Consider the following 13,459-nt stretch of genomic DNA (forward strand, 5'->3'; position numbering starts at 1 on the left):
TACACCGCAACCCCCCCTTCCGCGAACCCGGAGCGACGACCGTGACGACTCCCTCCCCCTCCTGGCCCGGCACCGACGACCAGACCGCGCCGCCCCCCGGCTGCCCCGCCCACGGCCTCGGCCCCGGCGGACTGCGCCGCCTCTACGGCCCGGAGGCGGACACCGACCTCGCGGGTCTGTACGAGAAACTGCGCGCCGAGCACGGCGCGGTCGCACCCGTGCTGATCCACAACGACGTACCGATCTGGGCGGTGCTCGGCCACAGCGAGAACCTCCACATGGTCCGCACCCCCTCGCAGTACACCCGTGACTCGCGCATCTGGCGGGCCGTGAAGGACGGGACCGCGGGCCCGGACAACCCGCTCGCACCCGTCTTCACCTGGCAGCCGATGGCCACGTTCGCCGAGGGCGACGAGCACCAGCGGCTGCGCGGCGCCGTCACCGGCGCCATGTCGGGCATCGACCACCGCGGTGTGCGCCGCTACATCAACCGCTATACGAACCACCTGCTCAACGACATCTGCCAGGACGGCCGCGCCGACCTCGTCAGCCAGTTCGCCGAGCATCTGCCGATGATGGTGATGTGCCACGTCCTCGGCATGCCCGAGGAGTACAACGAGCGCATGGTGCAGTCGGCCCGCGACATGATCAAGGGCACCGAGACCGCCATCGCCAGCAACGCGTACATCATGGAAGTGCTGATGGGGCTCGTGGCCCGGCGGCGTGCCAACCCCGAGGAGGACTTCACCAGCAACCTCATCGCGCACCCCGCCCGGCTCACCGACGACGAGGTCGGCGCGCACCTGCGCCTGGTGCTCATCGCCGCGTACGAGGCCACCGCCAACCTCATCGCCAACGTGCTGCGGATGGTCCTCACCGACCCGCGCTTCCGTGCCCAGCTCAGCGGCGGCCAGATGACGGTGCCCGAGGCGGTCGAGCAGTCCCTGTGGGACGAGCCGCCCTTCAGCGGCCTGGTCGGCTACTTCGCCAAGCAGGACACCCAGCTCGGCAGCCAGCGGATCAAGGCGGGCGACGGCCTGATCTTCGGCATCGCGCCCGGCAACGTCGACCCGGTGGTCCGTCCCGACCTCGCCGCCAACATGCAGGGCAACCGCTCGCACCTCGCGTTCGGCAGCGGACCGCACGAGTGCCCCGGGCAGGACATCGGCCGCGCCATCGCCGACACCGGTGTCGACGCGCTTCTGATGCGGCTTCCGGATGTCGAACTGGACGTGGACGAGCGGGAGCTGAGGTGGACCTCGTCGATCCTGTCGCGGCACCTGGTGGAGCTGCCGGTGAAGTTCGCGCCGAGGCCGCCGCAGGACGTGATGGCCAGGCCCTCCGCGCAGGTGCCGGCGCCGCGCAGGGACTGGCATGTGTCCTCGCCGCCGCCGCGTCAGCAGGCCGCCGCTGCCGCCCAGGCCCCGACCGGCGCGCCATCGGCCGCGCCCGCGCCGGGCGCGGTGTCCGATGCCGCGCGGCCCAAGGGGGCCTGGCGCCGCTTCCTCACCTGGTGGCGGGGGTACTGAGGGGCCACTGAGGGCTACTGATCCCAGGCGTCGTACGCCGTCCAGGCGCCCAGCGTCCGTCTGCTGGCGAAGCGGTGCGGGGCGCCGGTGACCGGATCCGTGAACTCCAGGACGCGCGCCAGGAGTTGCAGGGGCCGCCGGAAGTCGTCCGGCGCCACGGGTCCGGTCACCACCGGGTAGACCGGATCGCCGAGGATCGGCAGGCCCAACGCGTTCATGTGGACGCGGAGTTGGTGGGTGCGGCCGGTGTGCGGGGTGAGGCGGTAGCGCCCGAGGCCGCCCCGGTGCTCGATCAGCTCGACCACGCTCTCGCTGTTCGGTTCGGCGCCCTCGACCTCGTACGCCGCGATGACGCCGCGGTCCTTCTCGATGTGGCTGCGTACGGTGCGGGGGAGCGGCACGGCCGGGTCGTACGGCGCCACCGCCTCGTACTCCTTGTGCACCCGGCGGTCGCGGAACAGCGTCTGGTAGGCGCCGCGTTCCTCGGGGCGCACGGTGAACAGGAGCAGCCCCGCGGTCAGCCGGTCCAGGCGGTGCGCGGCGCCGAGCGACGGGATGCCGAGCTGGGTGCGCAGCCGGGCGAGGGCGGTCTGGGTGACATGGCTGCCGCGCGGCATGGTCGCGAGGAAGTGCGGCTTGTCCACGACGACGATGTGCTCGTCGCGGTGGACGACGTCGAGGGCGAACGGCACCGGAACCTCAGGCGGCAGATCCCGGTGGAACCACACGAAGGTCCCCGGCTCGAACGGCGCGTCCGGCGCCACCGGCACCCCGTCCGCGCCGACGATCCTGCCGTCCCGCAGCATGGCGTCGATGACTCCGGGCCCGGCCGCGAGCCGCTCCACCAGGTGGTCGCGGACGGTGGCCCATGCCCCGTCGTGCGGCAGCTTGACCCGGACGGGGTCGACGCCGTCGCGCTGGGGGAGCGGGGCGGGGGGAATGCGGGGCTTGCGTCTCATCAGGGGCCCAGCGTACGGGGCGGGGCGGTGCGAGTGGACGGCCCCTGAATTCGGTGTCGTCTACGACGGCTCGCTGCCACGATGGCTCCATGCCTTCCAAGATCCCCGACGTAGTCGCGCCCGGCACTCTCGCCCGTGGGGAGCAGCCGGTGATCCCCGTCCCCGGAGACCTCGTCATCCGCCCCTGGGTCCTCGCCGACGCGGGCGCCGTGTACAAGGCGTTCCAGGACCCCCTGCTCCAGCGGTGGCACGCGCGCGTGGCGGACTCCGAGAGCGAGGCGCGCGGCTGGATCGAGGAGTGGCGGGCGTCCTGGGCCGACGAGCACAACGCGTACTGGGCAATCGCCGCCGCCGGCTCGGACGAGGTGGTGGGCCGGATCGCCCTGAAGTCCGTCGTGCTCGCCGACGGCCAGGCCGAAGTCGCCTACTGGACCATGCCGGAGGCACGCAGGCGCGGCGTCGCGTCACGCGCCCTGACCGCGCTCGCCGGCTGGGCCTTCGACGAAGTGGGCCTGCACCGCCTGGAGTTGACCCACTCCACGGCCAACGAGGCGTCCTGCCGCGTCGCCCTCAGGAACGGCTTCGCCACCGAGGGCACGAAGCGGTCCGCCGGGCCGCACGAGGACGGCTGGCACGACATGCATCTCCACGCGCGGATCAAGGGGGACGGCCCTACCGCGCTGGTATGACAACGGGCCCGGCTACGCCCACGGTTTACCGTCGCTGCCTCGGTGGTTGAGCCAGGATTCAACCCGGCGTGGGACGCAGCGCCCGACCGGCTCCCCCTACCGTCGGGTGCTGACCGCAACACCGTCGTACCAGGGGGAATCCGTATGCGTACCGTTCACAAGTCCGGGCTCGCGGCGGCCGCGGCCCTCGCCGGGCTCACGGCCGCCGTTCTGCCGGGCGGCAGCGCGAGCGCCGCGTCCGTGTCCGCGGCGGAGCGGCCGTCGGCGAAGACAGCGGTGAAGGCGGGCGGTCCCGCGGTCGCCGCGGCCTGTTCCGTCAAGCGGTGGAACCACACGGGCAAGTACAAGTGCGGCACCCGTGTCATGGACGCCCACTGGGACTCCAGCGCCGGGTACGACGAGACGTTCGTGATCGCCCCGGACCGGACCATCTGGCACATCTGGGCCCGGTCCGGCGGCTGGAAGCAGATGCCGAACGGTGGCCGCGCGGACAACATGGCGGGCTACGACACGTCCAATGGGCGGACGGTGGCGGTGTGGGTCGGCAGCGTCAAGTGGTGCACGAACTACAAGAACAACAAGTGGAACGCCTGGCACAAGTGCCGGGGGTGACCGCCGCTCCCGTGGGGCTGGGGCCCGGCGGTGGCCGGGTCCGTGCCGGATGATCGCTTGTGGGGATCTGCGGGCCGGTCGTGGCCGGCCGCGCGGTTCCCGCGCCCCTTCCGGGGGCGCGGTTCCCGGGGGTCTCCCTATGCGGCCTGCTCCTGTTCCGCCTCCACCTGGGCGTTCCACTCCCGCTTCGAGGCCTGCCAGCCGTCCTCGTTGTGGCCGAGGCGCCAGTAGCCGGAGATGGAGAGGCGTTCGCGGGGGATGTCGCGTTCCACGCGGAGGTAGCGGCGCAGCTCCTTCACGAAGCCTGCCTCGCCGTGTACGAAGGCATGCAGGTCGCCCGCGGGGAACTCCAGGGCGCGCACGGCCTCGACCAGTCGCTCGCCGACGGGGCGGTCGCCGCGGTGCAGCCAGGTGATCTCCGCGTCCGTGGCGATCTTCTGCTCCTCCTCGGGGCCCTCGACCTCGATGAAGACGCGGGCGACGGCCCCCTGCGGCAGCGCCTCGGCCGCGGCCGCGATCGCCGGCAGGGCGCTCTCGTCGCCGACGAGGAGATGCCAGTCGGCGTCGGCGCCGGGGGCGTAGGCACCGCCGGGGCCGAGGAAGCGGACCGTGGCACCCGGCTCGACGCGGCGCGCCCACGGCCCGGCGAGGCCCTCGTCGCCGTGGATCACGAAGTCGAGGGCCAGCTCGCGGGCCTCGGGGTCCCACCAGCGCACCGTGTAGGTCCGGGTCACCGGCCACTGCTCGCGCGGGAACTCCTCACGGATGCGCTGCATGTCGAACGGCTCGGGGTAGCTGACGCCCTCGACGCCGAAGAGCAGTTTCACGTAGTGATCGGTGCAGTCGCCCGCGGTGAAATCGGCGAGGCCCTCGCCGCCGATGACGACGCGCACCATGTGCGGGGTCAGCCGCTCCGTGCGCACGACCTGCCCGACGTGGGCCTTCGGTGCTTTGCGTGCCGGACGTTCTGCCATGGCGACGGCCTCCCCTGATCCACAAATACTTAGGCTTGCCTAAGTTAACACCTCACTCGTGAAGAGTGGAGAGCAGGCGCTGCAGCGAACTGCCGAGGCCCCAGCGGGCCGCGAGGTCGTCGAGGGTCGCAGGGTCGCGCGGCTCGTGGGGAAGCGCGACGTCGACCTCGGGCAGGGGTACGTCGCCCGCGACCCGTACGACCTTGGGCGCGACCGCCACGTACGCACGGGCCTCGTCCAGGCGCTTGCGCTGCGACGGGGTGAGCTTCGACTTCGGGTCGTCGACCGCGGCCATGATCCCGGCCAGATCCCCGAAGGCGTCCAGGAGCTTCGCGGCCGTCTTCTCGCCGATGCCGGGCACGCCGGGCAGGCCGTCGCTCGGATCGCCGCGCAGCAGCGCCAGGTCGACATAGCCGGGCCCGTCCACGCCGTACTTCTCGCGCAGCCAGGACTCGTCCGTGGTCTGGAGCGTGCCGACGCCCTTGAGGGGATACAGGACGCGGATGCCGCGCTTGTCGTCGACCAGCTGATAGAGGTCGCGGTCGCCGGTGACGATGTCGACCGGTCCTGTGGCGCGGGCGGCGAAGGTACCGATCACGTCGTCCGCCTCGTACGCCTCGACGCCCACGCGTGCGATGCCGAGCGCGTCGAGGACGTCCTCGATGACCGGCACCTGCGGGGAGAGCGTGTCCGGGATCTCCTCGGCGTCCGCGCCCTGCGGGATCTCCTCGGCGACGCGGTGCGCCTTGTACGAGGGGATGAGCTCGACCCGCCAGTGCGGGCGCCAGTCCGCGTCCATGCACGCGACCAGGTCGTCCGGGCGGTGGTCCTGGACGAGGCGGGTGATGAAGTCGAGCAGCCCGCGCACGGCGTTGACCGGGGTGCCGTCCGGGGCCTTCACGGATTCCGGGACCCCGAAATAGGCCCGGAAGTAGAGGGAGGCCGTGTCGAGAAGCATGAGCCGTCGTGTTCGCTGAGTCACACCGGGCATCATGCCGCACCGCACTGACAGCGCGGCTCCGTTGCGCATCGCGGCACACCTTGCCGAGAGTGCAACAAATGTGAACTGGAACACTCCTTGGTTTGGTCTGTGTAAGCGCGGGAAGGCGCGCATCCGGAGCGAACCCGGTCGAGGATTCAACATTTCGACCGGGCAAGTGGGCAGAACCCCACGCCGCTCCACGGCCCGCCGGCGGGGGAGGCGGGCCGTCTTGGTTCGACCCGAGAGGTGTATGTGTCCAGGCTGCAGGCCGAGCACTTGTACAAAGTGTTCGGCAGACGACCCGATGACGCGGTGGAGAAACTCCGCCACGGAGCCGACCGAGAGGAGCTGCGCGCCGACGGCACCACCGCTGCCGTGATCGACGCCTCCTTCGAGGTCGAGCCGGGCCAGATCTTCGTCGTCATGGGTCTCTCCGGATCCGGCAAGTCCACGTTGCTGCGCATGCTCAACGGACTGTCGGAGCCCACGGCCGGTCACGTCCGCTTCGACGGTCAGGACCTGACCGAGCTGAGCGCCCGTGAGATGCGCGAGGTGCGCTCCAAGAAGATCAGCATGGTCTTCCAGCACTTCGCCCTCTTCCCGCACCGCAGCGTTCTGGAGAACGCCGGTTACGGCCTCGAGGTGCAGGGCGTCCCGCGCGCCGAGCGCGAGAAGCGCGCCACCGAGGCGCTGGAGCTCGCGGGCCTCAAGGGCTGGGAGAAGTCCTGGCCCGACGAGCTGTCCGGCGGCATGCAGCAGCGCGTGGGCCTGGCCCGCGCGCTCGCCACCGACGCCGACCTGCTCCTGATGGACGAGTCGTTCAGCGCGCTCGACCCGCTGATCCGCCGCGACATGCAGGACCAGCTCCTGGTGCTCCAGAAGCGGCTGAAGAAGACCATCGTCTTCATCACCCACGACCTGAACGAGGCCATGCGCCTGGGCGACCAGATCGCCGTCATGCGCGATGGCCGGATCGTCCAGATCGGCACCTCCGAGGACATCCTGGTCACCCCGGCCAACGACTACGTGGCCTCGTTCACGCAGGACGTCGACCGGGCCCGGGTGCTCACCGCGGGCGCGATCATGGCCGAGCCCGACAAGAACTTCGCCCCGGCCGACGCCCCCGCGACCGTCCACGAGGACACCCCCATCATCGAGCTGTTCACGCCCTGCTCCACCAGCGGTGTGGCCGTGGCCGTGACCGACGACGACGGCAAGCTCGTCGGCGTCGTGCCGCGGGCGCGTCTGCTCGCCGTGCTCGGCGAGCCGATGAAGACGGAGACGGCGGCGGAACCGCAGGACGCGGCCCCCGCCTCCGTACCCGCGCAGGACAACGGCGGCAAGAGCGTGGGCAAGGTGAGCAGCGGTGCCTAGGATTCCCTTCGGCGACTGGGTCAATGACTCGGTCGAATGGCTCAGAACCCATATGGACTGGCTGTTCGATTTCATCAAGACGATCTTCCAGAACATGTGGGACGGCGTCTACGACGTCCTCTCCGCGCCCGAACCGCTCCTGATGGCGGGCATCCTCGCCGTCATCGCGTTCTGGCTGCGCGGCCTGCTCGGCGGCGTGCTCTCCTTCGTGGGCTTCGCCTTCATCGTGTCCCTCGAGCTGTGGGACAACGCGATGATGACGCTGTCCCTGGTGCTCGTCTCCACCTTCGTGGCACTGGTCATAGCCGTGCCCGTGGGCATATGGGCGGCCCGTTCCAAGACGGTCAGCGGCGTCGTGCGCCCCGTCCTGGACTTCATGCAGACGCTGCCCGCGATGATCTACCTCATCCCGGCGCTGCTGTTCTTCCGCATGGGCGCCCCCGCGGGCATCGTCGCCACGATCGTCTTCGCGCTCGCCCCCGGCGTGCGCATGACCGAGCTCGGCATCCGCCAGGTCGACAAGGAGCTGGTCGAGGCCGCCGACGCGTTCGGCACCACGCCCCGCAACACGCTCTTCCGCGTCCAGCTGCCGCTCGCGCTGCCGACGATCATGGCCGGTGTCAACCAGGTCATCATGCTCGGTCTCTCCATGGCGGCCCTGACCGGCATGGTCGGAACGCCGGGCCTCGGCGCCGACGTGAACGCGGCCATCGGCCAGCTCGACGTCGGTCTCGGCGCGGAGGCGGGCGTCTCCATCGTGATCCTCGCCATCTACCTGGACCGCGTCACCAGCGGCCTGGGCGGCCAGGTCTCCCCGCTCGGCCGCCGCGCGCTCGCCAAGCTGCGGGCCGCGCAGGGCCTGAACATCTGGAACTACCGCCCCCGGCCTGTCGTCGCGATGGTCGGCGTCGTCGTCCTCGCGCTCGTCGCGGGCGGCATGGGCATCTTCGGCGGCAGCAAGTCCGAGTCCGTGGCCGACTCCGAGAACGTCGGTCAGGGCAAGGAAGTCAAGATCGGCTACATCCCCTGGGACGAGGGCGTCGCCTCCACCTTCCTCTGGAAGGAGATCCTGGAGCAGCGCGGCTTCAAGGTGACCACCAGCCAGCTGGAGGCAGGCCCGCTGTACACCTCGCTGGCGCAGGGCGACATCGACTTCCAGACCGACTCCTGGCTGCCGACGACGCACGCCTCGTACTGGAAGAAGTACGGCAAGGACCTCGAGGACCTGGGTGACTGGTTCGGTCCGACGTCCCTCGAGCTGACGGTCCCCGCCTACATGAAGGACATCAACTCCCTCGAGGACCTCAAGGGCAAGTCCGACCTGTTCAAGGGCAAGATCACCGGCATCGAGTCGAGCGCCGGAATGATGGGCCTGCTCAAGGACAAGGTCCTCGGCGAGTACGGCCTGGACAAGGAGTACAAGGTCGTCGACGGCTCGACGCCGGCGATGCTGGCCGAGCTGAAGGCCGCGTACGCCAAGAAGGAGCCGATCGTCACCACGCTGTGGTCGCCGCACTGGGCGTACAGCGACTTCGAGCTGAAGAAGCTCAAGGACCCGAAGGGCGCCTGGGGCAAGGGCGACGGCGTGCACACGCTGGCGCGCAAGGGCTTCTCGAAGGAGAACCCCGAGGTCGGCAAGTGGCTCAAGGACTTCAAGATGAGCGAGAAGCAGCTCACGAGTCTTGAGGCCGAGATCAACAAGGCCGGCAAGGGCCAGCAGCAGGACGCCGTGCGCACCTGGCTGAAGAAGAACCCGGGCGTCGTCGACAAGCTCGCGCCGCTGCCGAAGAACTCCGGCAGCGACGAGAACAAGCGCCCGCTGAAGGCCGCGTACTTCGCGTGGGACGAGAACATCGCCGTCACCAACCTGTGGAAGCGCGTCCTGGAGAAGCGCGGCTACAAGATGGAGCTGACGCCGGCCGACGTGGGCCCGGCCTACACCGGTCTCGCGCAGGGCGACCTCGACCTCAACCTGGACGCCTGGCTGCCCACCGCCCAGAAGACGTACTGGGACAAGAACAAGGCGAACCTCAACGACCTCGGCTCCTGGTACAGCCCGACGTCCCTCGAAGTCGCCGTCCCGTCCTACGTCAAGGACGTGAAGTCGCTCGAGGACCTCAAGGGCAAGGGCGACAAGTTCAAGGGCAAGATCATCGGCATCGAGCCGGGCACCGGCGTCATGCAGGCGCTCAAGGACAAGGTCCTGCCCGGCTACGGCCTCGAGGACGAGTACGAGATCGCCGCGGGCTCGACCCCCGCGATGCTCTCCGAGCTCAAGGCCGCGTACGCCAAGAAGGAGTCGGTCGCGGTCCTGCTCTGGTCGCCGCACTGGGCGTACAACGAGTACGACCTCACCAAGCTGAAGGACCCCAAGGGCGGCTTCGGCAAGGGCGACACGATCCGCACGCTCTCCAGCAAGGACTTCCCGAACCAGTACCCGCAGCTCACGAAGTGGCTCAAGAACTTCAAGATGAGCGAGCAGGAGCTGGCGAGCCTGGAGAACGAGATCAACAAGGCGGGCAAGAACAATGAGCCCAAGGCCGTCGACGCCTGGTTGAAGAAGAACCCGGGCTTCGAGGAGAAGATGACCTCCGCGAAGTAGCCGTACGCGGTCGAGAGGCCGTACGCGGTCAAGCAGCCGTGCACGGTCAGCACTCCCGAGGGGTGGGCCTCGCCTTGTGGCGAAGCCCACCCCTCGCGCCGTTCCGGCGGGCCGCCCCGGTCCCTAACCTCGACGGGGCACCCGCTCTTTCGCACATCTGAACGTGAGACCCCACCCGTGACCGCAAGGCAGCCGAGGACGGCGCTCTTCACCGTCGCCGCCGTCCTGGCCCTGGCCGCGGCCCTGCTCGTCGCGCAGCTGGCGCGGGCCGACGCCGCACCCGCATCCGCGGGCACCGCGCGCCTGGCCGCGCTCGCCGAGGACGTCACCGCCGCCGACGGGTACCGCTACGACGCGCGGGACCACACCGGCCGCACCATGGACGCCGCGCAGATCGAGCAGGCCCAGGACGGCACCTACCTCGCCGTCTACCACACGCTTCTGGACGACGGCCGCTTCCATGCCGCCGTCGCCACCTCCACCGACCTGCGCCATTGGACGCGCCGCCACGACTTCGGTCCGGGCACGCACCAGGCCTCCCTCGCGCACGACGGCCGGGGCGGCTATGTCCTCGCGTACGAGAAGGACCCGCGCAACCACATCGCGGTGCGCGCGTACGAGGATCTGGGGGCGCTCCTCGACGGGCGCGCCCGTCGGGCCTTCGACGCGCCCCTGACCCTCTCGCGCTGCGCCGAGGGCACGCCGAGCATCACCGCCGTGCGTGGCGCCACGATCCACCTCACCGGGCACTACCGCGCGGGCTGCGACACCGACCGCCAGCTGCGCGCCACGCTCACCGGCTTCCGCCACTGGCACGCCGAACCGGACCGGCGCCTGGACCGGGCCGTGCACACCTGGGGCAACGGCGGCAACATCGGCGACCGGGCTCCCGTCGAGCTCGGCGGGCAGCGCGTGGTGCTCATCGAGGGGCAGGGCAGGCGCGGCGACTTCGGCAGTTGGGGCACCTACGCGTACGACCCCTCAAGTGGCCGCGCGGACCGCCTCGACATCCGCACGCACGGCGGCAGCCGCGCCTTCGCCAACCCCTCGGCCACCCTGCTGACCGACCCCGAGGGCCAACCCGCCCTGCTCGTCAGCTTGTTCGTCCCGGGTGAGGGTTCGGCACGCGGCGAGGCCGGGCAGCTGCTCTACTGGCACAAGCTGTAGCCGTCGGTCAGGGCAACGGGGCAAAACCGTTTGGCGAACATGCGTAGGGTGCAGAAAACCCCTCAGGGTTGAGAGCGGGCCGATGCGCTGAAGGGAGCCGAGGCGATGGACGAGCACAAGGAGACCCTCCGGGTGGGCTCGGCCGTGCGGCGGCGCCGCCGGCAGCTGGAGCTCACCCTCGCCGTCGTCGCCGAGCGCAGCGGCCTGTCGGTGCCGTTCCTCAGCCAGATCGAGAACGAGCGCGCCCGGCCCAGCATGCGCTCCCTGCAGCGGGTCGCCGACGCGCTGTGCACCACCGACGTGGAGCTCCTCGCCGCCGCCGACCCGGCCCGCACCGTCGAGGTGGTGCGCGCCGCCGACGACACGGACCTGGACGGCTCCACGCCCGACGCGCGCGTGCGCGAACTGACCCGCGGCCACCACCAGCTGCACGCCCTGGAGTTCATCGGCGACCATGACGAGGGCCGCGAATTCCAGCACCGCAACGACGAGTTGATGTACGTCGTCGAGGGCGCCGTCGAGATGGAGGCCGAGGGCCGGGCCTACCGCCTGGGACGCGGTGACAGCCTGTTCCTGACGGGCGGGGTGCGGCACCGCTGGCGGGCCACCGTGCCGGACACCCGGGTCCTGGTGGTCGCCGTGGGGGACCACATCGAGGCGGTGGACGACAGGGGGCGCTGAGGTGTCGCGCGTACGTGGCCCGCTGCGGGTCGTCTCACTGGTGCCCTCGCTGACCGAGGCGGTCGCCGTCACCGTGCCGGGGGCGCTGGTCGGGGCGACCGACTGGTGCAGCCACCCCGCGGACCTCGACGTGGTGCGGGTGGGCGGCACCAAGAACCCCGACGTGCCCCGCGTCGTCTCCCTCGCCCCCGACCTGGTGATCGCCAACGAGGAGGAGAACCGCGCCCCCGACCTCGCGGCGCTGCGCGCGGCGGGCCTCGATGTCCTCGTCACCGAGGTGCGGACGCTGGAGCAGGCCTTCCGGGAGCTGACGCGGGTCCTCGCCGCGTGCGGCGCGGGGCGCCCGAAGTGGCTGGAGGAGGCCGAGGCGGTGTGGTGGGACCCGCCCTGTCCCTCGATCCGGCTGCGGGCCGCGGTGCCCATCTGGCGGCGGCCGTGGATGGTCCTGGGCCGCGACACCTTCGCGGGGGACCTCCTGGCGCGGATGGGCATCGACAACGCGTACGCCACCCATGCCGAGCGCTATCCCCGCATCCCCCTGGAGGAGCTGCGCGCGGCGGATCTGGACCTGGTGGTCCTGCCCGACGAGCCGTACCGCTTCACGCGGGACGACGGCCCCGAGGCGTTCCCGACACGCACGCCGGTCGCGCTCGTCAGCGGCCGTCATCTCACCTGGTACGGCCCGTCGTTGACCGAGGCCCCGAGGGTCCTCAGCGCGGCGCTGCGAGCAGCCTGCCGGTGATGACGCCCCTGAGAGTGTGGACGAAGGCCACGGCCCAGGCGGTCGCGAGGAGGGTGAAGAGGCCGGTCGCGAGCCAGTCGAAGGCCGCGAGGTCCGTGTGCTTGCCGAGGCCCTCGGCGCCGGTGACGCAGGTGCCGACGGGGAAGGTGAAGGCCCACCAGGTCATCGCGAAGCCCATGCCGCGGCGGCGGGCGCGCACCACCATGGCCGCGGCGAGCGCCAGCCACATCAGGGCGAAGCCCATCACGGGCACGCCGTAGAGCACGGCGAAGGCGAGGAAGCCCTCGTCGAGCGGGGCGGGGACGACGCCGGGCGCGAAGTCGGCGAACTTGTTGGTGGCGGTGGTCGACTGGCCGAGGGGGCCGAGGACCAGGAAGAGGGTGGGGGTCAGCGCCAGGGGCAGCGGGCCCGCCGTCACCAGGCGGGCGAAGATCACCGGCAGCATCACCAGGGTGGCGAGCAGGCTCAGGCCGAACATCGCGAAACAGGCGTACAACATGGTCTGCTGGGCCTGGCCCGCGGGCAGATGGGGGATGAGCAGGGGGCCGACGGCCGCCGAGACCATCGGGGCCACCACGGGCAGCAGCCACACGGGTGAGGCCTGGTCGGCGGCGATGCGGTGGCGGACCACCATCAGGTACGGGATGGCGACGGCGGCCGCGAGCCCGATGAACGTGCCCGCGGTGAACAGCACGGTGTCGACCGCGACGGCCGCGCCCGTGCCGATCCAGTCCTTGCCGACGACCAGCGTCCCGGCGCCGACCGCGAGCAGCGCCATCGACAGGCAGCCGTAGAAGGGGGCCACGGTCGGGTCGAGGAGGTGGGCGCGGGCCTGGTCGCGGTGGTGGAGCCAGTGCGCGGCACGGGCGGTGAGGACGACGGCGAGCATCACCAGGGACAGCGCCCAGATCACGGTGCAGGCCGTGCGCAGCCCGGTGAACTGGTACGGCAGGGTGGCGCCCGCGTTGGCGATGATGGCGGTGCCCATGACGGAGGCGTACCAGTTCGGTCCGAGGTGACGGACCGCGGGGACGCGGCTGCGGGTGGCGGCGGTGCCGGTGCCGGCGGATGCGGCGGAGTGCGCGGTGGTGACCATGCGTCCACGGTCGTACGGAGCGACGGCCGCCGCCAGGGAGCACTCTTCTATG

Annotated in this window: 12 protein-coding genes; 8 read left to right on the plus strand and 4 right to left on the minus strand. The window is 71.0% G+C overall.

Going from position 1 to position 13,459, the window contains the following annotated elements:
• Window positions 1–41 precede the first annotated feature (41 nt).
• The gene (locus AB0B50_RS08385; protein WP_362327576.1) at window positions 42–1,529 is read left to right on the plus strand and encodes a cytochrome P450; all 1,488 of its coding nucleotides are present in this window, start codon (window positions 42–44) and stop codon (window positions 1,527–1,529) included.
• Between the two features lie 14 nt (window positions 1,530–1,543).
• On the opposite strand, the gene AB0B50_RS08390 is transcribed toward AB0B50_RS08385, so the two are convergent.
• Window positions 1,544–2,488 carry an RluA family pseudouridine synthase gene (locus AB0B50_RS08390; protein ID WP_362327578.1) on the minus strand — a complete coding sequence of 315 codons (945 nt, stop codon included), beginning with the start codon at window positions 2,486–2,488 and terminating at the stop codon, window positions 1,544–1,546.
• A gap of 89 nt (window positions 2,489–2,577) precedes the next feature.
• Here AB0B50_RS08390 and AB0B50_RS08395 point away from each other — a divergent pair, with 89 nt between their 5' ends.
• Together AB0B50_RS08395 and AB0B50_RS08400 are read left to right on the plus strand one after the other, a co-directional pair.
• The gene (locus AB0B50_RS08395; protein ID WP_362327581.1) at window positions 2,578–3,177 is read left to right on the plus strand and encodes a GNAT family N-acetyltransferase; all 600 of its coding nucleotides are present in this window, start codon (window positions 2,578–2,580) and stop codon (window positions 3,175–3,177) included.
• Between the two features lie 144 nt (window positions 3,178–3,321).
• Window positions 3,322–3,789: a hypothetical protein gene (locus tag AB0B50_RS08400; protein ID WP_362327584.1), complete on the plus strand. Its 468-nt coding sequence runs from the start codon at window positions 3,322–3,324 to the stop codon at window positions 3,787–3,789.
• Window positions 3,790–3,926: 137 nt separating this feature from the next.
• On the opposite strand, the gene AB0B50_RS08405 is transcribed toward AB0B50_RS08400, so the two are convergent.
• Window positions 3,927–4,763: a siderophore-interacting protein gene (locus AB0B50_RS08405; protein ID WP_362327587.1), complete on the minus strand. Its 837-nt coding sequence runs from the start codon at window positions 4,761–4,763 to the stop codon at window positions 3,927–3,929.
• Window positions 4,764–4,815: 52 nt separating this feature from the next.
• The gene (locus AB0B50_RS08410; protein ID WP_362327590.1) at window positions 4,816–5,721 is read right to left on the minus strand and encodes a 5'-3' exonuclease; all 906 of its coding nucleotides are present in this window, start codon (window positions 5,719–5,721) and stop codon (window positions 4,816–4,818) included.
• Between the two features lie 276 nt (window positions 5,722–5,997).
• Between AB0B50_RS08410 and AB0B50_RS08415 the strand changes: the two genes are divergently transcribed.
• The 5 genes from AB0B50_RS08415 to AB0B50_RS08435 all read left to right on the plus strand — a co-directional run bounded on the left by AB0B50_RS08415 (window position 5,998) and on the right by AB0B50_RS08435 (window position 12,311).
• Window positions 5,998–7,119 (plus strand): glycine betaine/L-proline ABC transporter ATP-binding protein, encoded by a 1,122-nt coding sequence (locus AB0B50_RS08415; protein WP_362327593.1) that lies wholly within the window; start codon window positions 5,998–6,000, stop codon window positions 7,117–7,119.
• Window positions 7,112–9,721 (plus strand): ABC transporter permease/substrate binding protein, encoded by a 2,610-nt coding sequence (locus AB0B50_RS08420; protein WP_362327596.1) that lies wholly within the window; start codon window positions 7,112–7,114, stop codon window positions 9,719–9,721. Before AB0B50_RS08415 ends, AB0B50_RS08420 begins: the two co-directional genes overlap by 8 nt.
• Window positions 9,722–9,898: 177 nt before the next feature.
• Window positions 9,899–10,888 (plus strand): hypothetical protein, encoded by a 990-nt coding sequence (locus AB0B50_RS08425; protein ID WP_362327599.1) that lies wholly within the window; start codon window positions 9,899–9,901, stop codon window positions 10,886–10,888.
• Window positions 10,889–10,993: 105 nt separating this feature from the next.
• Window positions 10,994–11,569: a cupin domain-containing protein gene (locus tag AB0B50_RS08430; protein WP_362327602.1), complete on the plus strand. Its 576-nt coding sequence runs from the start codon at window positions 10,994–10,996 to the stop codon at window positions 11,567–11,569.
• 22 nt (window positions 11,570–11,591) lie between these two features.
• Window positions 11,592–12,311, plus strand: coding sequence for a helical backbone metal receptor (locus AB0B50_RS08435; protein ID WP_362328226.1), 720 nt, complete (start codon window positions 11,592–11,594; stop codon window positions 12,309–12,311).
• On the opposite strand, the gene AB0B50_RS08440 is transcribed toward AB0B50_RS08435, so the two are convergent.
• Window positions 12,280–13,407: a TDT family transporter gene (locus tag AB0B50_RS08440; protein WP_362327605.1), complete on the minus strand. Its 1,128-nt coding sequence runs from the start codon at window positions 13,405–13,407 to the stop codon at window positions 12,280–12,282. The two genes, AB0B50_RS08435 and AB0B50_RS08440, sit on opposite strands and share 32 nt — an antisense overlap.
• Between the last annotated feature and the right edge of the window lie 52 nt (window positions 13,408–13,459).

This window comes from Streptomyces sp. NPDC041068 (genome assembly GCF_040647455.1).
Lineage (GTDB): Bacteria > Actinomycetota > Actinomycetes > Streptomycetales > Streptomycetaceae > Streptomyces.

What these genes read in the sequence shown, in the direction of transcription:
- AB0B50_RS08440 (WP_362327605.1), bottom strand. Translation starts at nt 13,407, where the DNA reads ATGGTCACCACCGCGCACTCCGCCGCATCCGCCGGCACCGGCACCGCC.
- AB0B50_RS08390 (WP_362327578.1), bottom strand. Translation starts at nt 2,488, where the DNA reads ATGAGACGCAAGCCCCGCATTCCCCCCGCCCCGCTCCCCCAGCGCGAC.
- AB0B50_RS08405 (WP_362327587.1), bottom strand. Translation starts at nt 4,763, where the DNA reads ATGGCAGAACGTCCGGCACGCAAAGCACCGAAGGCCCACGTCGGGCAG.
- AB0B50_RS08410 (WP_362327590.1), bottom strand. Translation starts at nt 5,721, where the DNA reads ATGCTTCTCGACACGGCCTCCCTCTACTTCCGGGCCTATTTCGGGGTC.
- AB0B50_RS08395 (WP_362327581.1), top strand. Translation starts at nt 2,578, where the DNA reads ATGCCTTCCAAGATCCCCGACGTAGTCGCGCCCGGCACTCTCGCCCGT.
- AB0B50_RS08430 (WP_362327602.1), top strand. Translation starts at nt 10,994, where the DNA reads ATGGACGAGCACAAGGAGACCCTCCGGGTGGGCTCGGCCGTGCGGCGG.
- AB0B50_RS08400 (WP_362327584.1), top strand. Translation starts at nt 3,322, where the DNA reads ATGCGTACCGTTCACAAGTCCGGGCTCGCGGCGGCCGCGGCCCTCGCC.